24 protein-coding genes, 1 tRNA gene and 1 pseudogene are annotated in these 22,966 nt (G+C 63.2%); 13 read left to right on the top strand and 13 right to left on the bottom strand.

Annotated elements, in window-relative coordinates; genetic code table 11:
- Positions 1-127: 127 nt before the first annotated feature.
- Entirely contained in the window at positions 128-949 is an 822-nt protein-coding gene (locus ACR9ZC_RS15165) for a helix-turn-helix transcriptional regulator (RefSeq protein WP_481580930.1), read from the top strand.
- A 165-nt stretch (positions 950-1,114) separates the two neighbouring features.
- On the opposite strand, the gene ACR9ZC_RS15160 is transcribed toward ACR9ZC_RS15165, so the two are convergent.
- From ACR9ZC_RS15160 to cysS, 10 genes are all read right to left on the bottom strand, one after another.
- Entirely contained in the window at positions 1,115-1,372 is a 258-nt protein-coding gene (locus ACR9ZC_RS15160) for a hypothetical protein (protein ID WP_481580929.1), read from the bottom strand.
- Complete coding sequence (locus tag ACR9ZC_RS15155) at positions 1,362-1,691, bottom strand: hypothetical protein (protein WP_481580928.1); 330 nt, start codon at positions 1,689-1,691, stop codon at positions 1,362-1,364. The genes ACR9ZC_RS15160 and ACR9ZC_RS15155 overlap by 11 nt, the downstream gene beginning before the upstream one ends.
- A complete protein-coding gene (locus ACR9ZC_RS15150) occupies positions 1,681-1,872 on the bottom strand; it encodes a hypothetical protein (RefSeq protein ID WP_481580927.1) in 192 nt (63 codons plus the stop codon). Before ACR9ZC_RS15150 ends, ACR9ZC_RS15155 begins: the two co-directional genes overlap by 11 nt.
- Positions 1,869-2,708, bottom strand: coding sequence for a hypothetical protein (locus tag ACR9ZC_RS15145; protein ID WP_481580926.1), 840 nt, complete (start codon positions 2,706-2,708; stop codon positions 1,869-1,871). Before ACR9ZC_RS15145 ends, ACR9ZC_RS15150 begins: the two co-directional genes overlap by 4 nt.
- A 490-nt stretch (positions 2,709-3,198) precedes the next feature.
- Positions 3,199-3,292, bottom strand: a tRNA-Ser gene (locus ACR9ZC_RS15140).
- Between the two features lie 185 nt (positions 3,293-3,477).
- A complete protein-coding gene (locus ACR9ZC_RS15135; protein ID WP_481580925.1) occupies positions 3,478-4,728 on the bottom strand; it encodes an aspartate kinase in 1,251 nt (416 codons plus the stop codon).
- A 337-nt stretch (positions 4,729-5,065) separates the two neighbouring features.
- Complete coding sequence (gene tilS, locus ACR9ZC_RS15130) at positions 5,066-6,517, bottom strand: tRNA lysidine(34) synthetase TilS (RefSeq protein ID WP_481580924.1); 1,452 nt, start codon at positions 6,515-6,517, stop codon at positions 5,066-5,068.
- A 65-nt stretch (positions 6,518-6,582) separates the two neighbouring features.
- Positions 6,583-7,554, bottom strand: coding sequence for an acetyl-CoA carboxylase carboxyltransferase subunit alpha (locus tag ACR9ZC_RS15125; RefSeq protein WP_331574208.1), 972 nt, complete (start codon positions 7,552-7,554; stop codon positions 6,583-6,585).
- Positions 7,555-7,653: 99 nt separating this feature from the next.
- On the bottom strand, positions 7,654-8,538 hold the full coding sequence (locus ACR9ZC_RS15120; RefSeq protein ID WP_440562646.1) for a DNA-3-methyladenine glycosylase family protein: 885 nt from the start codon (positions 8,536-8,538) through the stop codon (positions 7,654-7,656).
- A 44-nt stretch (positions 8,539-8,582) separates the two neighbouring features.
- Positions 8,583-9,977 carry a cysteine--tRNA ligase gene (cysS, locus tag ACR9ZC_RS15115; RefSeq protein WP_481580923.1) on the bottom strand — a complete coding sequence of 465 codons (1,395 nt, stop codon included), beginning with the start codon at positions 9,975-9,977 and terminating at the stop codon, positions 8,583-8,585.
- Positions 9,978-10,181: 204 nt separating this feature from the next.
- On the opposite strand from cysS, the gene ACR9ZC_RS15110 reads away from it, so the two are divergent.
- From ACR9ZC_RS15110 to ACR9ZC_RS15095, 4 genes are read left to right on the top strand one after another with little or no spacing between them, the layout of a single operon-like run.
- Positions 10,182-10,880 (top strand): tetratricopeptide repeat protein, encoded by a 699-nt coding sequence (locus tag ACR9ZC_RS15110; RefSeq protein ID WP_331574204.1) that lies wholly within the window; start codon positions 10,182-10,184, stop codon positions 10,878-10,880.
- 35 nt (positions 10,881-10,915) lie between these two features.
- Positions 10,916-11,497: a peptidylprolyl isomerase gene (locus ACR9ZC_RS15105; RefSeq protein WP_481580922.1), complete on the top strand. Its 582-nt coding sequence runs from the start codon at positions 10,916-10,918 to the stop codon at positions 11,495-11,497.
- 58 nt (positions 11,498-11,555) lie between these two features.
- Positions 11,556-12,050 carry a peptidylprolyl isomerase gene (locus tag ACR9ZC_RS15100; RefSeq protein WP_331574201.1) on the top strand — a complete coding sequence of 165 codons (495 nt, stop codon included), beginning with the start codon at positions 11,556-11,558 and terminating at the stop codon, positions 12,048-12,050.
- Entirely contained in the window at positions 12,047-12,886 is an 840-nt protein-coding gene (locus ACR9ZC_RS15095) for a UDP-2,3-diacylglucosamine diphosphatase (protein ID WP_481580921.1), read from the top strand. The genes ACR9ZC_RS15100 and ACR9ZC_RS15095 overlap by 4 nt, the downstream gene beginning before the upstream one ends.
- A gap of 27 nt (positions 12,887-12,913) precedes the next feature.
- Here the strand turns inward: ACR9ZC_RS15095 and cysE are convergent, their stop codons facing one another.
- Positions 12,914-13,693 (bottom strand): serine O-acetyltransferase, encoded by a 780-nt coding sequence (gene cysE, locus ACR9ZC_RS15090; RefSeq protein WP_481580920.1) that lies wholly within the window; start codon positions 13,691-13,693, stop codon positions 12,914-12,916.
- Positions 13,694-13,918: 225 nt separating this feature from the next.
- Complete coding sequence (locus ACR9ZC_RS15085) at positions 13,919-14,731, bottom strand: RNA methyltransferase (protein ID WP_481580919.1); 813 nt, start codon at positions 14,729-14,731, stop codon at positions 13,919-13,921.
- Between the two features lie 345 nt (positions 14,732-15,076).
- Between ACR9ZC_RS15085 and ACR9ZC_RS15080 the strand changes: the two genes are divergently transcribed.
- Positions 15,077-15,877, top strand: coding sequence for an inositol monophosphatase family protein (locus ACR9ZC_RS15080; protein ID WP_331574198.1), 801 nt, complete (start codon positions 15,077-15,079; stop codon positions 15,875-15,877).
- Between the two features lie 31 nt (positions 15,878-15,908).
- Positions 15,909-16,071: pseudogene (locus ACR9ZC_RS15075) on the top strand (lysophospholipid transporter LplT); the annotation flags it as partial.
- A gap of 127 nt (positions 16,072-16,198) precedes the next feature.
- Here the strand turns inward: ACR9ZC_RS15075 and senA are convergent.
- Entirely contained in the window at positions 16,199-17,410 is a 1,212-nt protein-coding gene (senA, locus tag ACR9ZC_RS15070; protein WP_481580918.1) for a selenoneine synthase SenA, read from the bottom strand.
- Here senA and senB point away from each other — a divergent pair.
- Genes senB through phnE form a run of 6 tightly spaced genes read left to right on the top strand, consistent with a single transcriptional unit; the run spans position 17,409 to position 22,833 of the window.
- A complete protein-coding gene (gene senB, locus ACR9ZC_RS15065; protein WP_481580917.1) occupies positions 17,409-18,404 on the top strand; it encodes a selenoneine biosynthesis selenosugar synthase SenB in 996 nt (331 codons plus the stop codon). The genes senA and senB overlap by 2 nt on opposite strands.
- Positions 18,405-18,417: 13 nt before the next feature.
- The gene (gene selD / locus ACR9ZC_RS15060; protein ID WP_481580916.1) at positions 18,418-19,473 is read left to right on the top strand and encodes a selenide, water dikinase SelD; all 1,056 of its coding nucleotides are present in this window, start codon (positions 18,418-18,420) and stop codon (positions 19,471-19,473) included.
- Positions 19,474-19,523: 50 nt separating this feature from the next.
- Positions 19,524-20,399 (top strand): putative selenate ABC transporter substrate-binding protein, encoded by an 876-nt coding sequence (locus ACR9ZC_RS15055; RefSeq protein WP_481580915.1) that lies wholly within the window; start codon positions 19,524-19,526, stop codon positions 20,397-20,399.
- Complete coding sequence (locus ACR9ZC_RS15050) at positions 20,396-21,217, top strand: phosphonate ABC transporter ATP-binding protein (RefSeq protein WP_481580914.1); 822 nt, start codon at positions 20,396-20,398, stop codon at positions 21,215-21,217. The genes ACR9ZC_RS15055 and ACR9ZC_RS15050 overlap by 4 nt, the downstream gene beginning before the upstream one ends.
- Positions 21,214-22,035, top strand: a complete 822-nt coding sequence (locus ACR9ZC_RS15045; RefSeq protein WP_481580913.1) for a PhnE/PtxC family ABC transporter permease — start codon at positions 21,214-21,216, stop codon at positions 22,033-22,035. Before ACR9ZC_RS15050 ends, ACR9ZC_RS15045 begins: the two co-directional genes overlap by 4 nt.
- 51 nt (positions 22,036-22,086) lie before the next feature.
- Positions 22,087-22,833 (top strand): phosphonate ABC transporter, permease protein PhnE, encoded by a 747-nt coding sequence (phnE, locus tag ACR9ZC_RS15040; protein ID WP_481580912.1) that lies wholly within the window; start codon positions 22,087-22,089, stop codon positions 22,831-22,833.
- The last annotated feature ends 133 nt before the right edge of the window (positions 22,834-22,966 follow it).

Below are 22,966 nucleotides of genomic sequence, written 5' to 3'. Positions count from 1 at the left end.
TGGTGTTAGGATTTGTCAATGGTGGATAGATTCACATGGGGTTCCTAATCTGTGAATCCAGCGCATCACCCGCGCCTCGGGGATTCTGGGGCTCCGCGCCTCGGGCATACAGGGGTTGGACAGTCCCGTGCCTCAGAACACCGCCAAACCAGTTTCCGCGAACACCCCCTATGACCTGCCACTGACAGTCATTCAGAGGTTGATGCACATTGAGCGCTGCCTGTTTTGGCGAGGGGAGTTGCAGCGAGCTGACCTGATCGATGCATTCGGAATCAACCCGATACAGGCCGCGAAGGACTTCCGCCTGTACATGGAGCGGTATCCGAACAACATGGAGTACAGCAAGTCACGTCGACGCTATCTCCCGTTGTCTGGGTTCATGCCCAAACTGATTGAGCCGACGACGCTCGATGAATTCGCTGACGTTCCGTCGCCACTCGTCCCTGTCGCCAACTGGCCGCTACCAAAGCGCCGCGCTACGCCGCAGGTACTACAAGCGATGGTGACCGCTGTACGTGAGCGGCAAAAGATCGAGGTTCAATACCAGTCTATGACGGGAGAGAAGCCAGCGTGGCGGTGGCTTTCGCCTCACGCGTTCGCATCCGATGGTGAACGCTGGCACGTTCGCGCGTACTGCCACACGCGCGCCGAATTTCGGGACTTCGTTCTGGGCCGGATCCTTGCGACCCGCCACGCCAAGGCATCCAACATTGATTCAGCGAGCGACCACGACTGGAATACGGTCGTGAAGATACTTGTGACACCCAATCCCGGCCTGGAAGAGGAAAAGCGACAGGCGATCGCGGCGGAATACGATTTGCCGACGAAGACCATGGAAGCGACGCTGAACCTGAGACAGTCGATGCTGTTCTATGTGAAGGCGAAATTCGACCCGCCGATCAACGACGATCCTGCCGCACACCAGCTATTCGTCGCGCAGTTGCGGTAGAAAACTTACCTGGCCGATGGTCTCGCGCGAAGCGGCATCAAATTGAGGCGTTACCGATTAAGTGCCAATAAAGCTGAAATCCTCGCTTGACTCGAATTCATCGCTTGCCGTTATGGCCGGCAAGCAACGAAACGATTTCATAGTGGATTCGTCGTGATTTCGGCGCTAGCCTTCTCCGGGACTTGCGATCACGATCACAGCAACAACAACCGGCAGCCAGAACGCCAGCCGTACGTTGGATTTCAAAAACCTATGGCACTCGATTTTTGCGTCGTAGCAGCGCATCAGCGAATGAGTGTTGACCGGCGTGCACAGTTCATAGTGAACGCGGGAGAACTGAGTTTGGCTCACGATGTCGCAAGCGAGGATCGCGTCGTCGCCCTTCTGATCCGGAAACGTCCCGAGCACGGCTTCACTGAACACAGCGATATCGCCAGCATCCGCCCGTACGACCAGCAGATGGCCTCGCGCGATTGCTGAGTTGCGGCATCGGGCTTGACCGGCTGTGTTCGTAGCCGAGAACCTTGCGGCTCATCGTTCCCGCCGGATTCACCGACAGATCCCAGTCATAGGCCCAAATCACGATGCGACCCTTTTTATCAGCTATACGCTCGATTTTTATACTTGTTTCTTCGGCGCCTTCCAATTGCTGAGACCGCGGGCGAATCAGGCCGACGTCGCGACTGCCCGATCCGAAAATGAAAAACGGGCCTTGCGGCCCGCTGTCGCGTTTATCCCTCAAGCCGCCACTCTGGCAGCTCGGGGAACGCACTCCGTTTCGAGTTTTTCGCCCTCGCGCGCAGCCTCTCTTTCATTGCCGGCGTGACTGCCGGCACTTTCTTGGAGCGCGTCAGGCGAACGACGACCTTCGCCGACTTGATGGTCGCCGCCGGATCCTTCGCTTTTTTCAGTGCCTGGCTCATATCAACTCCTTCTCACGCAGATAGTCTAGCAGCTTTCCCCACGCGGGGCTGTCCCCTGCCAGGTCGAATTCCATCCAGCGCTGCGAGCCGTGCCGCCGCCACCAGGCTTCGTCAATCGCGAGTACGTCCTGAACGGTCCGACATGCAGCAAGGCGCGGAAAGCCATCGACTTCGCCATCGCCGAGCTGCGCATCGAAACCCAGCTTGGGCCAAAAGAAATAACCAATCATGTGGGCGTCGTGCCCGATGCCGCCACCGGCCACTAGCGAGATATGTGAGTAGGCGAGACGGTGCGCCACCATCGCGCAGAGCGCGAACGCGACTGTACCGAGCCAATCCGGGGCCTGCCGTCGCAGGAAAAAGTGGTCGACGTGCATCGCACGCGCTCGCTCCTCGCCCTCCAGATCCACATCGGCCTCGAGCGCGTCGTCCCCGGACACATCGTCGAGAAACAGCGCCTGCGCCTCACCTTCTTCCTCGTAGATGCCAACTCGGTTCTTGTGGCCCTCGCGGATCAACCCCGGGTGAACCGTCGTAAAGTAGGTGCCGGGGGGCGACTCGTCGTCGCCGAACTCATACTGGGCCTGTTCATGCACGCGTGAACCGTTGAATGTCATGAGCAGTTGCGCAGCCTCTTGGCTCGTCATCGTCACCCCGTCCAGATCAAAGGCGTCGCCCTCTTCGAGCGCCTGTCCGTCGTAGCGGAAGACGCCAGAAATGTACGCCGTTGCCTGCGGCGTATGGCACAGCGCTTCGTATGGTGCACGTAGGACGCGCTCGAAGAAGTCGGTCGTTGGGAGCGGCATGGGAAACACGATAGACAGGGGGAACCGCATTCTAGCGCCGGAGGGGACGTGCGCGCCGCGCTGCGTCGATAGCAGGCGTTGGTTTACCGAGGGGTTCTTTACGCGTCCCGCACATCGTCAGTCTCGCCGCTGCCTCGGGGCGCGCCGACTTGTCGTTACGGCGCCGGCTTGTCCCCCATCAGCGCTCTCAGATCGCGCGTGAGATCGTCGATAGCCTCGGCGATCGGGCCACTACTGCTTTGCCAGTCTCGATTCACTTCACACCGGGGTCCGGCGCAGGCAACTGCATCGCCTACCCCCTCCTTGCGACAGATAGAAACGAGAGAGCGCCCCTCCCAGCTCCGTACTTGTCCAAGAATTCTATTTGTCCACGTTCCGTGGACAGCGATTATTTTTGGAACAAAAATCCCCGCTACCGTGGGTAGTCGCGTGGGTAGAGGCGGTCCACCGAGAGATCGAAACACAATAAGAAAAACCCCGTAAGTCCTTGAACTTACGGGGTTTTGTTCCGCCAAACTTCTGGCGGAGACGGAGGGATTCGAACCCTCGATCCAGGTTTTAGCCCAGATGCTCCCTTAGCAGGGGAGTGCCTTCGACCTCTCGGCCACGTCTCCCAAACTGTTCGTTAGCGCCGGGAGGCAGCGCAACGAGTCCAAGATGATAGCGGGAACAGCGGAATCGGTCAATTTTTACGATGCACTTTTTTCCGCATCGCTTTTGATCCTGCCACCGCAGCCCATGACGATCCAACAACGCGTCGCCGCCCGGCCGCAACCGGGCTCATTCGCACAGCACGCCCTCAGGCTTGATCGAGTTCGAACGCCTTATGAAGCGCGCGCACGGCGAGTTCCATGTACTTCTCGTCGATGAGCACCGAAATCTTGATTTCGGACGTCGCGATCATCTGGATATTGATGCCCTCTTCCGCCAGCGTACGGAACATCTTGCTCGCGATGCCGACGTGCGAGCGCATGCCCACGCCCACCACCGAAACCTTCGACACCTTCGGATCGCCGACGACTTCCTCCGCGCTTATATGTCCCTTCACACTATTGGTGAGGATATCCATCGCGCGTTGATACTCGTTGCGCGGCACCGTGAACGTGAAGTCGGTCTTGCCCTGCACGCTCTGGTTCTGAATGATCATGTCGACGTCGATGTTCGCATCCGCCACCGGGCCGAGAATCTGATACGCGATGCCCGGCTTGTCGGGCACACCCCTCACCGCAATGCGGGCCTCATCGCGCTGAAACGCGATTCCGGAGATGACTGCTTTTTCCATGGTCTCGTCTTCTTCAAAAGTAATCAGCGTGCCCGAGTTCATTTCCTCTTCGAGCGCGATCATCGGATCGGTCAGGCTGGACAGTACGCGCGTCTTGACACGGTACTTGCCGGCGAACTCGACCGAGCGGATCTGCAGCACCTTCGAGCCCAGGCTCGCCATTTCCAGCATTTCTTCGAACGTCACACGGTCGAGACGGCGCGCTTCCTCGACCACGCGCGGATCCGTCGTATAGACCCCGTCCACATCCGTGAAAATCAGGCACTCGTCGGCTTCCAGCGCCGCGGCAATCGCCACGGCCGAGGTGTCCGAACCGCCACGGCCGAGCGTCGTGATATGACCTTCCGGATCGACGCCCTGAAAGCCCGTGATCACGACGACCTTGCCGGCATCGAGATCGCGCATGATGCGCTCGCTGTCGATCTCGCTGATGCGAGCCTTCGTGAACGCACTGTCCGTTTTGACAGGAACCTGCCAGCCCGCATAACTGACGGCGTCGACGCCCGCGTCCTGAAGCGCGATCGACAACAGTCCCACGCTGACTTGCTCGCCAGTCGCGGCGATGACGTCGAGCTCGCGCGGATCGGGCTGGCTCGAGATTTCCTTGGCAAGCCCAAGGAGGCGATTCGTTTCGCCGGACATGGCCGAAGGCACGACGACCAACTTGTGGCCCGCCTGCCGCCATTTCGCGACGCGCTTGGCAACGTTCTTGATGCGCTCCACCGAGCCCATCGAAGTGCCGCCGTATTTATGTACGATGAGTGCCATTGTCGTTCTGAACTAGGAGAGTAATCGCGCCGACGCGCCCCAAAATGCATCCGCGAACATGCCGTTCGGTCACGCGGCCTCGTGAGCGCTCGACGACGACGAAAGATGGCGGTGGAGAGTGGCGTTGTTGTACGCCGGGCCGCGCGGCGGACGCGAAGTGCACACACCGGACGGGGGGCACGACGCGCCGCGCGCGCCGCCGCACGGCAAAATGCAGCGTTCGCGTAAAAGCGCACTGACTGCAAAAAGCGGGTGCAAAAGCGGGGCGGACAAGCGTTCGAGCGTACTAGATCAGGGCATAAAAGACAAGCTCGACCGCGGCGGCGGCCCGCTGCGCTTAGGCAATGAGCAGATCGGCGCGCCACTCGAGCCGCCGGCGCGGCCCACCGCGCTCGCTCGCCGACGCGCCGGGCGCCGACGTGCCGGGCGCCGTCGCGAATGCGCCGTTGATGCCGAGGTTCGGGACGAACAACAGCCGCTCACCGAGATAAATGAGCGGCACGTCGCGTTGCCAGGCCGGCACGCCCGCCTCTTGAAAGAGATTCTTGAGCGTACGGGCGGGCGCGCCGGGTGCACGGCGCATGCGCTCGCCACCGGTGCGCGGCCGGGCCGTCAGCGGCGCGCTGGCGAGCAGCGCCTCGGGCACGGTGTCGATTCCCGCCTCTCCCGCAGGAACCGGCTCGAAAACAAGCGAGCCCCGCCACTGAGGCAAACGCCAGACTTCGTCGTTTCGCCACACGAGCTCGCACGCCTCTTTGATCGATGCGCTCGCCTGCCCCTCGACATGGACGCCCGGTTCGCCGCTTTCCCAGTAGATGGCATCGCGGTAAAGCCGCAATCGCGCGCCCGCATGGTCGATGCGCATGGCATGCTCGGCACGCGCCTCGCGCACTTGCCGCAACATTTCGCTCAACCGCGCCGCCGACGGTACCGGCAGCCCGTTCGCACGCATCCACCAGCGCATCGCATTCGCTGCGCGGGCACCGTCGAGCGCCAGCAGTGCGCGCCTCGAAAGCGAACGCCCGTCGTCCTTTCCGATTGTCTTCAGATCGATCTGCGCGAGATCGTCGAGCAGACGTTGCGCACTCGCCGCGTGCGAAGCCGTTCTCGCGAGCGCATCGCGAAAACCCGGGAAATGTACGGTCAGCGCGGGAATGACATCGTGACGCAGCGCATTGCGCGCATAGCGGGTGTCCGCATTCGATTCGTCCTCGACCCAGCGTAGTTCGCGCGAACGCGCATAGCGCTCGAGCTGCGCGCGCAGCAATGCAAGAAAAGGACGCGCACGCCCAATCGTCGCCGTCCCTTCAAGGCGATGCGGCGCCATCGCCGCCAGCCCCGCGACTCCCGCGCCCCGCAACAACTGCAGCAGCACCGTCTCCGCCTGATCGTCGGCATGATGCGCAAGCCACAACATGGACACGCGATGCAGCACACACAGGGCGTCGAGCGCGCGATAGCGCGCATCGCGCGCAGCCGCTTCGAGACTCTCTCCGGGCCGCCGGCGCACTTCGACATAGGTGGCGTCGAAACCGACACCGAGCGCGCGCGCGGTGCTCTCGCAATGTGCCAGCCACCGATTCGCATTCGGGCTCAGGCCGTGATGAACATGCAACGCAATGCAGCGCTGCGGACCGGCCACACGCACCGCCGCATCCAGCAGTACGGTGGAATCGAGGCCTCCGCTGAATGCGATACCGATCGCCGCATCGCCCGGCACGGTCGAAAGCACACCGCCGAGCGCATCCAGAACGATGCGCTCGGCGGCGGGATCGACGAGAGAAGTCACGGGCTCAGTCGGAAAGGCGCGCGGCTCGCACGCGCTCGAAATCGGATGTCATGACGATGCGCGACTCAAGCGCCGGGCGTCGTCTCCTTGAATTTGCCATACGCCATCAGCCGATCGTAGCGGCGCTCGCGCAGGTCCTGAACGCTCATGCCCTGGAACTGCCGCAGCGAATCGGCGAGCGCGCGGCGCAGGAATGCCGCCATGCCCTTCACGTCGCGATGCGCGCCGCCCAGCGGCTCGTTGACGATTTTGTCGATGAGCCCGAGCGCTTTGAGCCGGTGCGCCGTCAAGCCGAGCGCTTCGGCCGCCTCGGGCGCCTTCGCCGCGCTCTTCCACAGGATCGATGCGCAACCTTCCGGCGAAATGACGGAATAGGTCGAGAACTGCAGCATGAGTACGCTGTCGGCAACGGCGATCGCCAACGCGCCGCCCGAGCCGCCTTCCCCAATCACCGTTGCGATCACGGGCACCTTCAGCTCCGCCATCACATACAGATTGCGGCCGATCGCTTCGGACTGTCCTCGCTCTTCGGCACCGACGCCGGGATAAGCGCCCGGTGTATCGATGAACGTGAAAAGCGGGAGTCCGAACTTCTCGGCAAGACGCATCAGCCGTTCGGCCTTGCGATAGCCTTCGGGCCGCGGCATACCGAAGTTGCGCGCGGCGCGCTCCTTCGTATCGCGCCCCTTCTGATGGCCGATGATCATGCATGGGTGACCGTTGAAACGCGCCAGACCACCCACGATCGATTGATCGTCCGCGAACGCGCGATCGCCGTGCAGTTCGTGAAAATCGGTGAAAAGCTCGTTGACGTAATCGAGCGTGTAAGGACGCTGCGGATGCCGCGCGATCTGCGAAACCTGCCAGGGCGTCAGATTGGCGTAGAGGTCTTTGGTCAGTTGCTGGCTCTTTTTCGAGAGCCGCTCGATTTCTTCCGAGATGTCGACAGCCGAATCGTCCTGCACGAAGCGTAATTCTTCAATCTTGGCTTCGAGCTCTGCGATGGGCTGTTCGAAATCCAGAAACGTCGTTTTCATAGGTCTCAATCCTGGGGGCTTTCGGCAGCGCGTATTCTAACCGCCACCGTCCACGTCAAAATCGTTCGAATCTATCGAAATGAACCGTCGATAGTTTTTTTATGACTCAGGCGTAGCATCGAGGCTGCGCCACATGTACCAGGTCGCGACGGTACGCCACGGCTCCCAATTGGCCGCCACTTCGCGCGCTTCGCTGCGCGTGACGGGCTCGCCGCTGAAATAATTGACGCTGATCGCGCGAATGAGCCCGAGGTCGTCGAGCGGCAAAACGTCCGGGCGCGATAAGTTGAAGATGAGAAACATCTCGGCGGTCCATCGGCCGATGCCACGGATCTGCGTGAGCTCCGCAATGACGGCTTCGTCCTCCATCGACATCCATTTGTCGACGTGCAGGGCACCGGACACGAAGTGCTGAGCGAGGTCGATCAGATATTCGGATTTGCGCTTCGACAGCCCGCATCCGGTCAGCTTTTCGTGCCCGAGACGGGTGAACTGTTGCGGAGCGAGTTTCGGGCATGCGAGTTCGATGCGTCGCCACACGGCTTGAGCGGCGGGCACCGAAATTTGCTGCCCGACGACGGCACGTGCGAGCGTGACGAACGGATCGCTGCCGTTGATCAAATGCACCGGACCGAATTTCGGAATCAAGCGCTTGAGAATCCGATCGCGCTTGACGAGATCGGCACACGCGCGGTCCCAATACGCGGGGCGAGTCACAGCGGGTTCGAGCCCGGCTATCTGGACCGGCACCGACGCCTGAGCGCTCGTGCCCGCGCGCGTCTTGCGCACGACCTCACCGCCGTCGTCGATGCCACGCTCGAAAGCCTGAATGCCGCCTTCCTCGGTCAACGCACCGTTCGGTTTAGCGCGCGCGCCGCGCGCAGCGGGCGCCTTCGGCTTCGCCGCCGCCTTCGACACATCTTTCGACGCGCGCTTCACTGTCACGCCGCGTTTGACCGGCGCCTTCCTGGCCGTTGTCATCATGCCTCCTGCCTGACGAGTCGGTTAGCGCTTCGCGCAATGCACGTTCATACGCGGCGCCACTCGGTGATCCCGCCCGGTTTGTCCTCAAGCGCAACGCCGGCGTCGAGCAACTCGGCCCGAATCCGGTCTGCCTCGGCATACTTTTTCGCCTGCTTCGCAGCGGCACGTTCGGCGATTTTCGCCGCGATTGCCGCTTCGTCTAAATCAAGTCCAACACCGCCCTGCGCCTGCTGCAGGAACACGCGCGGTTCGCGGGCAAGCAGCCCGACCGTTTGCGCGAGCTCACGCAATTGCCGTGCAAGCGCCGCGTCGCGCGTGCGATTGACGACGTTCGCAAGCTCGAAGAGCACCGCAACGGCCACCGGCGTATTGAAGTCGTCATTCATGGCCGCACGGAACCGCACGGCATGATCTTCATGCCAGTCGAGCGGTGCCCCGTCCGGACCCACGTCCTTCAATGCTGTGTAAAGGCGCGTGAGCGCGGCACGCGCATCGTCGAGGTGGACATCGCTGTAATTCAGCGGCGAGCGATAGTGCGCGCGCACGATGAAAAACCGTACGACTTCGGGATCGTACTTCGCCAAAACATCGCGAATCGTAAAGAAGTTGCCGAGGGACTTCGACATCTTCTCGTTGTCGATCTGAACGAACCCGTTGTGCATCCAGTAGTTGACGAACGTCTGCCCCGTCGCGCCCTCGCTTTGTGCGATTTCGTTCTCGTGGTGCGGAAACTGCAGATCCTGACCGCCGCCGTGCAGATCGAAGTGTTCGCCGAGCAGCGTGCAACTCATGGCCGAACATTCGATGTGCCAGCCGGGGCGCCCGCGCCCGTACGCCGAATCCCAGCTGGAATCCGCCGGCTCTTCGGGCTTCGCACGTTTCCACAGCGCGAAATCGAGCGGATCGTCTTTCGCTTCGTTCGCGGCAACGCGCTCGCCCGCGCGCAGATCCTCGAGAGACTTGCCCGACAACGCACCGTAACGTGCGAATTTGCGCACCGCGTAATTGACGTCGCCATCCTTCGCGCGATAAGCATAGCCATTGGCCTCGAGCTTCTCGATCATGCCGAGCATCTGCGCAATGTGGTCGGTCGCGCGCGGCTCCAGATCGGGACGCGCGACGCCAAGTGCATCGGCATCCTCGTGCATCGCCGCGATGAAGCGGTCGGTCAATGCTTTGATCGGTTCGCCGTTTTCGACTGCGCGCCGAATGATTTTGTCGTCGATGTCGGTGATGTTGCGCACATAAGTCACGCGAAATCCGAGCGTGCGCAGCCAGCGTTGCACGATATCGAACACCACCATCACGCGCGCGTGTCCGACATGACAGTAGTCGTAGACCGTCATCCCGCAGACGTACATCCGTACTTCGCCTGCACGGCGCGGCACGAAAGCTTGCTTGTCACGCGCGAGCGTGTTGTAGATGCGCAGTGATTCCATAGAGACGATGAGCGAGCCCCGAGCCATCCCCGCGAGATGGGCGACGCGCAGGCGGCGCGGCGGGCGGGTGACCGCTCGGCGCCGCGATCAGACTGCGATCGGGGCAAGGACGACCACGACTGGCGGAAGACCGTTCGCCCGTTCGATGAAACGAGCAAACGTTTTGTTAGAATGGGCCGGAGTATAACATCTCGACCTCAGCCTATGAAACCTTCAAGCGGCCGCACCGAGCGCATCGCGGCCCTCGCCGCCATCGCCCTCTTCGGCGTTGCTCTCGCGGTATTGCCGGCCACGGCGTCGCATGCGCAAACCACGCACGCGACGCGCGACGAGACGCCGCAAGCCGACTCGTCCATCGCTGCGCAAAATTGGAATGCGGCCCTCTCCGAGCTCGATGCGCGAATCGCATCGAACCCGCGCGACGCGCAAGCAAAATTCAAACGCGGCACCGTACTCGCACATTTGAATCGCGATAGCGAGGCCATCGAACAATTCGTCGAACTCACTCAGGCGTACCCCGAACTGCCCGAGCCTTACAACAATCTCGCGGCGCTCTACGCGAAAGCTGGTCGCTACGACGACGCGCGCGTCGCGCTTGAAACGGCGGTCAAGGCGAATCCCGGGTATGGCCTTGCCTACGAGAATCTGGGCGATCTTTATCTGCGGATGTCGGCCGAAGCCTACAAGCGCGCGCAACGGCTCGGCCGCACGAGCGGCGCAACGAACGCGCGCCTTGCCGATATCGAACGCATCGTCGCCCCGCGCGCCGCGAAAAAGCCGCTAGCACGCGCCGCGGCAACGGCGGCCCCCGCGTCGACGGTCGCGGCGCCCGACGCCCCTCCGCTCACGACAGGTTCCCCGAGTCCGTTTGCGCCCGCCCCTTACATCGCGCCGTCGAACTGAGCGCGGTTTTTCTTTTTCCACGCATGAGGATGCTCATGAAACGCTTCTGGTTGGCGCTAGGCAGCGCCGCTCTGATCGCGAGTGCGCCCGCGCTCGCGCAAACGGCTTCTTCCGCCGCGCACCCGCAAGTGCTGTTGAAGACGAGCGAGGGCGATATCCGCGTCGAGCTCTATCCCGACAAAGCGCCGAAGACGGTCACGAACTTTCTCGACTACGTCAAATCCGGCCAGTACAGCGGCACGATCTTCCACCGCGTGATTCGCGGCTTCATGATTCAAGGCGGCGGCTTCACCACCGGCTATCAGGAAAAACCGACGCGTGCGCCGATCCCGCTCGAAAGCCGCAACGGTCTGAAGAACGTAGCGGGAACGATCGCGATGGCGCGCACGAGCGATCCGAACTCGGCTACCGCCCAGTTCTTCATCAATACGGTCGACAACGACGGGCTCGACTATCCGAAACCGGATGGCAACGGCTACGCTGTCTTTGGCAAGGTCGTCTCGGGCATGGATGTCGTGAAGAAAATCGAGGCCACCCCCACCACGACGCGAGGCCCGATGGCCGATGTGCCGCAAAAACCGATCGTGATCGAATCGGCAAGCGTCGTTTCGAAATAACGCTCCACCCGCCGCCGGCAGGTCGCCGCGCGGCATTTCTCAAGCGAAGGAATTCATCATGGTCGAACTGCATACGAACCACGGCGTCATCAAGCTCGAACTCGATGCCGAAAAAGCGCCGAAGAGTGTCGAGAACTTTCTCAACTACGTGAAGAAGGGACACTACGACAACACGGTCTTTCACCGCGTAATCGACGGATTCATGATCCAGGGCGGCGGCTTCGAACCGGGCATGAAGCAAAAGCCGACCGATGCGCCGATCGCCAACGAGGCGAACAACGGCCTGAAGAACGTGACGGGGTCCGTCGCGATGGCTCGGACGAACGATCCGCACTCAGCCACTGCGCAGTTCTTCATCAACGTCAACGATAACGACTTCCTCAACCACTCGTCGCCGACGCCGCAAGGCTGGGGTTACGCGGTGTTCGGGCGGGTGGTCGAAGGACTCGACATCGTCGAGAAGATCAAAAAGGTGAAGACGAGTTCGAAGGGCTTCCATCAGGACGTCCCCGTCGACGATGTCATCATCGAAAAAGCAGTCGTCGTCGATTGAACACGAGCGTCATCCGTGCGGGCGTTTCGTCGCGTCAAGACGGGCCGCCCCGCAGCAATGAATCGACCGTGCCGGCCGAGCACGTGCATACGCGCGGCCATGCGCCGCGTCCGCTGCTGTTCATCTCCGATCTGCATCTGAGTCCGCACATTCCGCGTACGGTCGCCGCCTTCGAGCACTTCATTCTCATGACCGCGGACAGTGCGGATTCCGTCTTCGTGCTCGGCGATCTGTTCGAGTATTGGATTGGCGACGATATGCTCAGGGTCGATCCTTTCGCCGCGCGCATCGCCGAGGTGCTGCATACGCTCTCGGAGCGGGGGATCGCGCTTTACATCATGCATGGGAATCGGGATTTTCTGCTCGGCAAGCGCTTCATGCGCGCCGCCGGCGCGATCTGGCTGCCCGATCCGTTCGTGATGACGGCTTTCGGCGCGCGCATCGTGCTCGCCCATGGCGATGCGCTGTGCACCGCCGACCACAAGTATCAGACGTTCCGTCGGCTCGCGCGTTGGCGCGCCGCGCAATTGCTGTTCCTGGCCTGGCCGCTCAGATGGCGGCAGGCGCTCGCCGAACGGATGCGCGTGTCGAGCGAAGCAGGCCGCACGCGCCCGCCCTCACCGCTTTACGACGTCACGACGAAGGGCGTGGCGGCGCTTTTCAAGGCTAGCGGGACAACCACGATGATCCATGGCCATACGCACAAGCCCGCGTGCCATCAGGGAACAGAAGGCACCCGCTGGGTGCTGCCCGACTGGGATCTCGACCACGGCGAGCGGCGCGGCGGATACCTGCGCGTCGACGCCGAGGGCATTCGGGCATTGCCGCTCGACTGACCCCGTCCGGCCGCGCCCGCCTTTCGCTCAAGGTTGGGCGACCTTGCCTTCGATCGCCTCGGAGATGCGGCGCAGTTCCGATAGCGCGCCATCGGCGCCATCGAGCGCTTGCAGACGCTCGCCCAAACGTTCGAGCGCCGCGACGACTTCATCGACGCGCTGGCTTTCTTTGGCGGCATGGTCGATGAGCCCATGCAGCGCGAGCGAGTAGGGATCCTCGGCGTTCGGCGTAATGCCGTAGGCACAAAACGCGGTGCGCTCAGGCGTGCTTGCGCCCGTAGGTCTTGCATCGGCCGCCACGACGATGCGGGCCGGATTGCCAACCGCCGTACCGCCGGCCGGCACCGGTTTGACGACGACCGCATTCGAGCCGATCTTGGCTTCGGCACCCACGGTGAACCCACCCAGCACCTTGGCACCGGCGCCCACGATGACGCCCCGCTCGAGCGTCGGATGCCGTTTTGCACCGCGGGTCAGCATCGTGCCGCCGAGCGTGACGCCCTGATAGATCGTGCAATCGTCCCCTACCTCGGCCGTCTCGCCGATGACGACGCCCATCCCGTGGTCGATGAAAACGCGTCGACCGATCGTCGCACCTGGATGAATCTCGATGCCGGTCAGAAAGCGGGCGAACTGCGAGATGGCGCGCGCGAGCCAGCGGCGTCCCGCTTGCCAGCAGACGTGCGCGACCCGGTGCAGCACGATCGCATGCAAGCCCGGATAACAGGTGAGGACTTCCCAGGCACTGCGCGCGGCCGGATCCCGCTCCCGAATGGAGGCAATGTCTTCGCGAAGTCTCGTGAACATATGAATGGCTCGCTCGAAAAGCCGCGGCTGCGGCGCGCGGAGGCGCGCATATGACCGGCGGCGATTTGCATATGACCGACCGGCCGATTGTAGAGTGAACCGACGCTTTTTGCCCGAGGCGCTTTTTCGCCCTGTTCGTTTCAGGGGGATTGTCGAAACACCGCGGGCCCCGCGGGGGCGCCCCGGTAGACGCTCGCCTCGCGCGAGCCCGTCGGATCGCGGCTGTCAGTCGCCCGGGCCGGACGTCTTGAGCAAGATGTGTTTGGCGATGCCGCGCACGATGTTGACCTCCTCGCGCTCGAGGCCTGCGCGTGCAAAAAGCCGCCGCAGCCGCGACATCAGCTTCTTGGGATTCGACGGATCGAGAAACTCCAGCGCAATCAGCGCATTCTCCAGATGCACGAACATCCGCTCGATTTCCTCGCTCGGCGCGCGCGGACCGAGCCCCTCGCCCGACGGTACGTCGACGGTCTCGCCAAGATAGGCGAGCCGCAGCTCGTAGGCGAGCACCTGAACCGCCTGGGCAAGATTGAGCGAGCTGTAGGCGGGATTCGCCGGGATATGTGCCAGCGCACTGCAGCGCTCGACGTGTTCGTTCGACAGCCCGGTGCGCTCGTTACCGAAAACGAATGCGACATCGCCTTGCGCGGTATGGCGACATGCCTCGCTTGCCGCGATACGCGGCGCCATCTGCGGCGGTCCGTACTCGCGCATGCGCGCCGTCAGCGCCACCGACCACTGCACGCCGGCCAAGGCCTCGCCAAGCGTCGGAACGATGGTTGCGCAGGCGAGCACGTCGTCCGCGCCGCTCGCCATCGCGATGGCTTCGGCATCCGTCTTCACGTGACCGACGCGAGGCGCCACGAGCACCAGCCGCGAAAAACCCATGGTTTTCAGGGCGCGCGCCGCCGCGCCCACGTTACCGGGATGGCTCGGCTCGACGAGCACGAAGAGAGTAGAGGTAAAGCCGCCGTGCGGCCCCGCCGTGGCGGGGTCTATGTCCGGCGTCTGCAACGAACGATGATTGGATAAGTTCAAGATGAGTCGATCGATTCCCAGTGAGACGAGCGGCACACGCGGCATCGTGCCCGCCCGACAGATGCGCTATATGGTATCGCCATGTGAGGACCCGGGTCGCGGCGAATGTCCCAAGACGGCCGTGCACGCGTTCGCTGTCCTCGCCGGGGCGCCGCGCCGCGGCCGCTTCCTGGTAAAATCACGTCCATTCGCGCGCGGCGGGCCGAACATAGTGCGATCGGCCGCGTGCGCTCCGCTCTTCTTCAATTCGTCTTCGTCGACGGAATCCGCGCCCGGCGCGCATTCCGGGCGGTTTTGGCCCCATCCGCGGCGGCGTCGGCGCCTCGCGGTAAAAGGAATCTGTTCATGCATCCTATGCTCAATATCGCTGTCAAGGCCGCTCGCCGCGCCGGGCAGATCATCAACCGGGCATCGCTCGATCTCGACCTCATCCAGGTCAGCAAAAAACAGCACAACGATTTCGTCACGGAGGTCGACAAGGCGGCGGAAGCAGCGATCATCGATACGCTGAAGACCGCCTACCCCGATCACGCGATCCTCGCCGAGGAATCGGGCCGCTCGGAAAACGAATCCGATTTCCAATGGATCATCGATCCGCTCGACGGCACGACGAATTTCATTCACGGGCTGCCCTACTACTGTGTATCGATCGCGTTGGCCCACAAGGGCATCGTTACACAGGCGTGTGTGTACGACCCCACTCGCAACGATCTTTACACCGCCTCGCGCGGCCGCGGCGCCTATCTGAACGACCGGCGCATTCGCGTCGGCCGCCGCGACCGGCTCGCCGATGCGTTGATCGGTACGGGGTTCCCGTTTCGCGAGAACGATCGGCTCGAAGCCTACTGCCGCCTGTTCGCGGAAATGACGCGCTCGTGCACGGGGCTGCGCCGGCCGGGCGCGGCAGCGCTCGATCTCGCGAACGTCGCGGCGGGTCGGCTGGACGGCTTTTTCGAGCAGGGCATCAGTGCCTGGGACATGGCAGCAGGCAGCCTGCTCATCACGGAGGCGGGCGGGCTCGTCGGCAATTACACGGGCGATTCGGAGTTCCTCCATGTCGGCGAGATCGTCGCGGGCAACCCGAAGATCTACGCTCAAATGGTGCCCATTCTCTCGCCGTATAGCCGGCGAGCACAGCAAGACTGACGGCGACGGAGGGCGCCGGTCCGCCGCCATGCGTGCCGCGAGTTGGGTCACGCCTTTGCTGCAGATCTTCTTCACGGCGTCCTACGTGCTGCTTGCCCCGTTCGTCGGCGCATTCGCCGATGCCCTGCAAAAACGCCATATCATGTTCACGGCCAATGCGGCCAAGGCCATCGGCAGTGCAATGATGCTCGCCGACTTCCTCCAATGCTTGCTTCAACACGCTATGGGTGGACAAGCTGGCTCAGATGCTACCGCGCGGCATCTGGACATCGCGGCGATGACCGACGAATGAGCCTCAGTGCCCGCCGCCGGTCAAACGGGTCACGCGCAGCAGCGAAATCCGGCGAAGATGTCGTTTCTATGCGGCAAATAGAAGTTGCGATACCGAGGGTGCTGCATGCGTTCGCGGGTCACGAGCGAGCCTCCGCGAACCGACCGGTGGCTACCGAACCACGGCACCGAGTATTCCTGGTAGGGATCGGCGGAAAACTCCGCGTACGGCAAAAACGAATCGGATGTCCACTCCCACACCGAACCGCCCCAGTCGATGAGCTCACGCGTGGCCGCGTATTCCCATTCCGCCTCCGTCGGCAAACGCTTGCCCGCCCAGCGGCAATACGCTTCGGCCTCGAAGGCATTGACATGGCATACGGGCAACTCGAGCGGCAGCGGCACCCATTCGCCGAACCAGCGCCATTCCCATTGGCCGGGGCGGCCAGCCACGGCTGCGTCGCCGGCCGGACGCCACCGCGCGGGATGAGCAAGGCCGCTTTGCCGCAGCCACGCGGTACCGGATGCGGACCACCATTGCGGGTCGACGTATCCGCCGCTGTCCACGAATTGCGCGAAGGCCGCATTGCTGACACACGTTCGATCGATCCGGAACGGGGGGACCTCGACCGGATGCGCCCACTTCTCGTTGTCGAAGACGAATCCTTGCCCGGGCTGCGACCCCATCGCGAACGTTTCCCCACCCGCCGCTGCGGCCCCCGCGTTCGAGCGTACCGCAGGCAGGACGAGCGGCGCGTGCGGCGGGTAGTCGAGCGTCTGGCGCATGTAAGTCAACGCTTCCGCATGCATGTCCTCGTGGAACAATGCAAGCCTGAAAAAATAGAGATCCCGATCCGTTTCGTCCGCCGCGTCCAGCGCGGCAAGGACCCGCTCCAGCACATCAGCGACATACTGGCGTATTTCGGCATGCGACGGTAACACCAGATGCCAGCGATCCTGATGTGCCACGCGCATCGAATCGAAAAGGCCATCCGCCTGCTCCATCGTGGAAGGCAATGTCGCGCTCAGGCGGCCATCCGGGTCGGGGCGCGGCGCCCTGAGCACCCAATGCTCCGTAAACCACGCGATGTGTGCATACTCCCACAAGGGCGGGTTGATGCCGCGATCGTAGCGGACCTGCCATTGGGACGGCGACAGATCCCGAAGGACGTCCCAGGTTCGCCGGTGCGCATCGGCGAATGCCGCGGCCAGCTCGACCTTACCGATGTGTCTTGCCGCTATTCCCTCAGAGCCGAATGTCATGCGTCCTCCGAACCCAACCGTTGCGATTATCAGCCCGGCGCTGCGCAAAGCCAACAACGGCAATTGGCAAACCGCTCATCGCTGGTCCCGGTTTCTGCGCGCCGGCTACGATGTCACGCTGGCGAGCGAATGGGCGGGGCCCGCCGCGGGCGACCCGGCGCCCGCATGCCTGATCGCGCTGCATGCGCGGCGCTCGGCCGACGCCGTCGCGCGATTCGCCGATGCCTGCCCGAAACGCCCGTTGATCGTGGTACTCACGGGAACGGACCTTTACCGGGACATCCGCAGCGATCCTGCCGCGCAGCGTTCCCTCGAGCTCGCGACGCATCTCGTGGCGCTGCAAGACGAAGGCCCGTTCGAGCTGTCCGCCGCCCATCGCGCGAAGTGCCGTGTGATCTATCAATCTGCAATCGCGTGCCATTCTCCCTCCGTGGATTCCGAATACTTCGACGTCGTACTCGTCGGCCATATGCGGCCGGAAAAGGATCCGCTGACCGCCATGCGGTCTCTCGCCCTTCTTCCCGACGATTCGCGCATACGCATGACCCACATCGGCGGTGCGCTCGACGATGAATATCAGCGGGCAGCCCAGGCGCTGCAAGCGCAAACATGGCCGCTCGGCGAGCGCTATTCGTGGCTGGCGAATCTACCGCATGCCCAGACGCGGCGACGCATCGCCGGCGCGCAAGCGCTGGTGATTTCGAGCGTCATGGAAGGCGGCGCCAACGTCATCGTCGAAGCGATCGCGAGCGGCGTACCCGTGCTGGCGAGCCGCATCCCGGGCAATATCGGGATGCTGGGCCGGGATTACGAAGGCTATTTCCCGCCCGGCAACGCCGCGCAGCTGGCCGAACTACTCCAGCGCGCAAGCCAGGATATCGGCTTTCTGACGCGCCTGCGCCAACAGTGCGCGCAACGCGCGCCGCTTTTCGCGCCTGCGCGGGAGCGCGCCGAAGTGATTAAACTTGTGGCCGACGCCCTGCGCCCGACATAACCGGAGACCTCTCGTGAATCAGCCAGCCAACGCAACGATCAAACTCACATCGCTCTCCCACGGCGGCGGATGCGGATGCAAAATTGCCCCGGGCGTGCTGTCCGAAATTCTGAAGAATTCGATGCGCCTGCCCGCTCCGGCAGCACTCCTCGTCGGCAAGGAAACCAGCGATGACGCCGCTGTCTACAAGCTCAACGAAAGCCAGGCGCTGATCGCCACTACGGACTTCTTCATGCCGGTGGTCGACGATCCATACGACTTCGGGCGTATCGCCGCCACCAACGCCATCTCCGACGTCTATGCAATGGGTGGAACGCCCATCATGGCGCTCGCGCTAGTGGGTATGCCCATCGACAAGCTGCCGACCGAAGTCATCGCCAAAATCCTCGAGGGCGGGGAATCGGTCTGCGCACAAGCCGGCATTCCTGTCGCCGGCGGCCATACGATCGACTCCGTCGAACCGATTTATGGGCTCGTGGTGCTGGGGCTCGTGCACCCCGATCGAGTCAAGAAAAACGACGCGGCCCAGCCCGGGGACAAGCTGATCCTGGGCAAACCGCTGGGCGTGGGCGTACTATCCGCGGCGGTCAAGAAAGACAAACTCGATGCGGCCGGCTACCGGGCGCTTATCGCGTGCACCACGCAGCTCAATACACCGGGACGGCGGCTCGCCGATGTGATGGACGTCCATGCGCTGACCGACGTCACCGGCTTTGGTCTGCTCGGCCATTTGTTGGAACTTTGCCGCGGCGCGGGTCTCGGCGCGAGCTTGAACATGGATCGCATTCCGTTGCTGCCGGGCGTGCTCGAACTCGCGAGTGCCGGCATGGTGACCGGCGCGTCGGCGCGCAACTGGGCCAGCTATGGCGATGCGGTGGACCTGGCCTCGCCGATCACGCCTAGCCTGCAAGCGCTCCTGACCGATCCTCAAACGAGCGGTGGTCTGCTCGTGTCCTGCGCACCGAGCGCAGCGGACGCGATTCTCGATATTTTCCGCAGTGAAGGATTCGAAGACGCGGCCGTGATCGGCGAGATGATCCCGGGTCCCGCCCGGGTCGCCGTGGCATAACCGGTTTCGCATCGACCGTTCACTCAACCATCATTGGATTTCGGCACACCATGCCCTTCATCGCCCTCTGGCCCGTCCTCAAACGCCTTGCCGCAATCGCCCTCTTCGGGCTTGTTTTTCTCGCGCCCGCCAGGGCACAGCAACATGTGCTGAGGGTGTCGGCCATCCCCGACGAATCGCCGACCGAACTACAGCGCAAGTTCGCGCCACTCGGGAAATACCTCGAGAAGAAAACGGGAATGAAGGTCGAGTTCGTGCCGGTCACGGACTATGCGGCGGTAGTCGAGTCGCTGGCGACCGGAAAGATCGACCTCGCCTGGTTGGGCGGCTTTACCTATGTACAAAGCAAGATCCGCACGAATGGCGCAACCGTGCCCATCGTACAGCGGCAGGAAGACGCGACGTTCACCAGTAAGTTCATTACGGCTGTCCCTGGCATCAAATCGTTAGCGGATCTGAAGGGCCACACGTTCGTCTTCGGCGCACCGTCATCGACGTCCGGCCATTTGATGCCGCGTTATTTCCTGCTGCAAGCGGGCATCGATCCCGACAAGGACTTCAAGACGGTGGCGTTTTCGGGCGCGCACGACGCAACCGCCGCTTTCGTCGAGTCCGGCCGGGCTGACGCGGGCGTGCTCAACGCGTCCGTGTGGGACAAGCTGGTCGAGCAGCACAAGGTGGATCCGACGAAGGTCAGGGTATTCGCCGTGACACCGCCCTACTACGATTACAACTGGACCGTGCGCGGCGGGCTCGATCCGGCCTTGCGCAAGACTTTGACCGAAGCTTTCCTCCGCCTGGATCCGCACGATCCCGAGCAACGGGCCATCATGGCGTTGCAACGGACCGTCAAGTTCATTCCGACCAAGCCGGAAAACTATGCCGGCATCGAAGCCGCGGCTCGCACCGCCGGCCTCATCAAGTGAGCTTCCAGCTCGACGCGGTCGGCCTCGGCTACCCCAACGGGCATCGGGCGCTCAGGCAGATCACGCTGTCCGCGAAGCGCGGCGAGCGCATTGCGCTCATCGGTCCATCGGGTGCGGGAAAGACTTCGATGCTGCGCTTGCTCGCCACTTCGCTGCGGCCCAGCGAGGGTCGTATCGAGGTCCTCGGGCTCAGCCCGTGGGAGCTCTCGGCGGCACGCCTGCGGCGATTGCGATCGCGCATCGGCATGGTGCACCAGGCGCCCCCCCTGCCGCCACGCCAACGCGTCGTCACCGCCGTTCTCGCGGGCCGCCTCGGGGCTTGGCCCGGATGGAAGTCTTTGCTCTCTCTGGTCTATCCGCTCGATACGACGGGGGCCGGCGATCAGCTCGCGAGGCTCGAGCTTGCCGATCGCCTGTTCGATCGTTGCGATCGATTGTCCGGCGGTCAGTTGCAGCGCGTCGGCATCGCGCGGGTGCTGTACCAGCGTCCCGATTTGATCCTGGCGGACGAGCCCGTATCGGCCATGGATCCCACGTTGTCCAACCTTGCTCTCGGCGAACTGTGCAAGCAGGCCGACGCGGATGGCGCGGCACTGGTAGCCAGCCTGCATGCGGTCGATCTCGCGCTGCGCTGGTTTCCGCGCATCGTCGGCCTGAGGTCGGGCGAAATCGCCTTCGACTTGCCCGTCGCGCGCGTGAGCGATGCATTGCTGCGAGAGCTTTACGCATCCGAAGGCGACGTCCCGCCGGTACAAGGCAACGACGCCGTATCGATCCGCTCGACGCGCGGTCCCTCACCACGGGCGGCCTGCCAATGATCGCGCATCCCCGCGATCCTCTCGCGCTGCGTCGCGCGTCCACCCTGGCGCTTGCGCTGATCGTGCTGTGGCCGCTCTTGAGGCTGTCGCAATTTCATCCGGCGGTCCTGTTCGAGCCCGGCAATTTGAAGGTCGCCGGAAGCTTTCTTGGCCACTTCCTTCCGCCGGACGCTTCGGCGGAGTTTCTGGGCTTGGTCGCCAAGGCCACGGTCGAAACGTTGGCCATCGCCACGGCCGGAATCGCGCTCGCGTTTGTCCTCGCCGCGCCGCTGGCTGCGGCCATGGCGCGCAACTTGTCGATTTCACGGATCGGCCCCGGCCGCGGATACCGAATACGCGCAGTGACGCGCGCCGGCGTGCGCGCCATCGTGCTGCTGCTACGGGGCATACCGGAGCTCGTTTGGGCGCTGGTGTTCGTACGGGTGCTGGGACTCGGGGCCGCCGCCGGCGTGCTGGCGCTCGCAATCACCTATGGCGGCATGCTGGCCAAGGTCTATACGGAAATCCTCGAATCGAGCGACGCGCGCCCCGCACATGCGCTGCTCGGCAGCGGCAGCCCGCGACTGTCGGCGCTGGCCTATGGGCTATTGCCCAATGCGGCGCGCGAACTCGTGTCTTACACGGTATATCGCTGGGAGTGCGCAATCCGCGCATCGGTGGTCATGGGATTCGTCGGGGCCGGCGGGCTCGGCCAATTGATGGATCAGGCGATGAAGATGCTCGACGGCGGCGAAACGGCGACGATCCTCGTGACGTTTTTGCTACTCGTGCTGCTCGCGGATGCACTCAGCGCGGGCTTGCGCAAACTGTTGGACTGAGCGATGGCGAGCGAAGCTAAACCGGTCCGTATCTGCACGAAATGCCTGCTAATGGGAATCGCTGTCGCCACGGCGGTGTCGGGCAGCTTCGCCTATCTCTCGCTCGATATCGGCCAGCTCGTTTCGGCGGCCGCCGCCCGCGACATGCTGCATTTCCTGCTGTCGTTCTTCCCGCCTGAACTAGCGCCAGCGTTTCTCTCGAAGACAGCTTTCAGCATGCTCGAAACGCTTGCCGTTTCCGCCATCGGGACGCTCTGTGCGGCATTAGTCGGCTTTGCGTTGGCGCTGCCGGCATCGGGCATGTACGGAACGAGTCTGCGCGCGCTATCGCGTTTGCTGTTGAATCTGCTGCGTGCCGTCCCCGAACTCGTATGGGCGACCTTGACCGTTCTCGTCGCCGGACTGGGGCCGTTCGCCGGTACCCTCGCGCTGGCGCTGCATACCGCTGGCGTCCTGGGCCGCCTTTTCGCGGAAACGCTGGAGAATGCGCCAGACGCGCCCGCGCGTGCGCTGACGGAAGTGGGAAGCTCCCATGCGATGGCGTTTGTCTACGGAACGCTGCCCTGCGTCCAGCCGCAGTTCCTGGCCTATGTCCTTTATCGATGGGAGACCAATATCCGCATGGCAGCGATTCTGGGCTTCGTCGGTGCGGGCGGTCTCGGCCAGATGCTCTACTACGAGCTCTCCCTATTCCACCTGCCGCAAGCATGCACGGTGATCGTCGCGATGCTCGTGCTCGCGGCCTTCGTCGATACGGCCAGCGCACTGCTGCGCCGGCGCAGCGTCCTCGCGCACTGAAGCCCGCAAGGCGCGGCCTCCCTTTCCCTCATCGTTGGTCGTTCGACCGACTGCCGACGCTCGCCGTCCCCAACGTGAGCGGTACGCTAAGCAAGATGGCGGCCACGGGCTTCGTGAAGCTGATCGAAAGGCC

The organism is Trinickia sp. HAY1-2D (genome assembly GCF_056754935.1).
Note: the sequence above shows the minus strand (reverse complement) of the source record. Positions and strands in the feature narration are given on the sequence as shown.

Coding starts and splice junctions, on each gene's coding strand:
- ACR9ZC_RS15100 (WP_331574201.1), top strand. CDS start 11,556: ATGGTCGAACTGCATACGAACCACGGCGTCATCAAGCTCGAACTCGAT.
- ACR9ZC_RS15150 (WP_481580927.1), bottom strand. CDS start 1,872: ATGAGCCAGGCACTGAAAAAAGCGAAGGATCCGGCGGCGACCATCAAG.
- ACR9ZC_RS15055 (WP_481580915.1), top strand. CDS start 19,524: ATGCCCTTCATCGCCCTCTGGCCCGTCCTCAAACGCCTTGCCGCAATC.
- cysS (WP_481580923.1), bottom strand. CDS start 9,977: ATGGAATCACTGCGCATCTACAACACGCTCGCGCGTGACAAGCAAGCT.
- phnE (WP_481580912.1), top strand. CDS start 22,087: ATGGGAATCGCTGTCGCCACGGCGGTGTCGGGCAGCTTCGCCTATCTC.
- senA (WP_481580918.1), bottom strand. CDS start 17,410: ATGACATTCGGCTCTGAGGGAATAGCGGCAAGACACATCGGTAAGGTC.
- cysE (WP_481580920.1), bottom strand. CDS start 13,693: ATGTTCACGAGACTTCGCGAAGACATTGCCTCCATTCGGGAGCGGGAT.
- ACR9ZC_RS15110 (WP_331574204.1), top strand. CDS start 10,182: ATGAAACCTTCAAGCGGCCGCACCGAGCGCATCGCGGCCCTCGCCGCC.
- ACR9ZC_RS15145 (WP_481580926.1), bottom strand. CDS start 2,708: ATGCGGTTCCCCCTGTCTATCGTGTTTCCCATGCCGCTCCCAACGACC.
- ACR9ZC_RS15125 (WP_331574208.1), bottom strand. CDS start 7,554: ATGAAAACGACGTTTCTGGATTTCGAACAGCCCATCGCAGAGCTCGAA.
- senB (WP_481580917.1), top strand. CDS start 17,409: ATGCGTCCTCCGAACCCAACCGTTGCGATTATCAGCCCGGCGCTGCGC.
- ACR9ZC_RS15045 (WP_481580913.1), top strand. CDS start 21,214: ATGATCGCGCATCCCCGCGATCCTCTCGCGCTGCGTCGCGCGTCCACC.
- ACR9ZC_RS15120 (WP_440562646.1), bottom strand. CDS start 8,538: ATGATGACAACGGCCAGGAAGGCGCCGGTCAAACGCGGCGTGACAGTG.
- ACR9ZC_RS15080 (WP_331574198.1), top strand. CDS start 15,077: ATGCATCCTATGCTCAATATCGCTGTCAAGGCCGCTCGCCGCGCCGGG.
- ACR9ZC_RS15105 (WP_481580922.1), top strand. CDS start 10,916: ATGAAACGCTTCTGGTTGGCGCTAGGCAGCGCCGCTCTGATCGCGAGT.
- ACR9ZC_RS15135 (WP_481580925.1), bottom strand. CDS start 4,728: ATGGCACTCATCGTACATAAATACGGCGGCACTTCGATGGGCTCGGTG.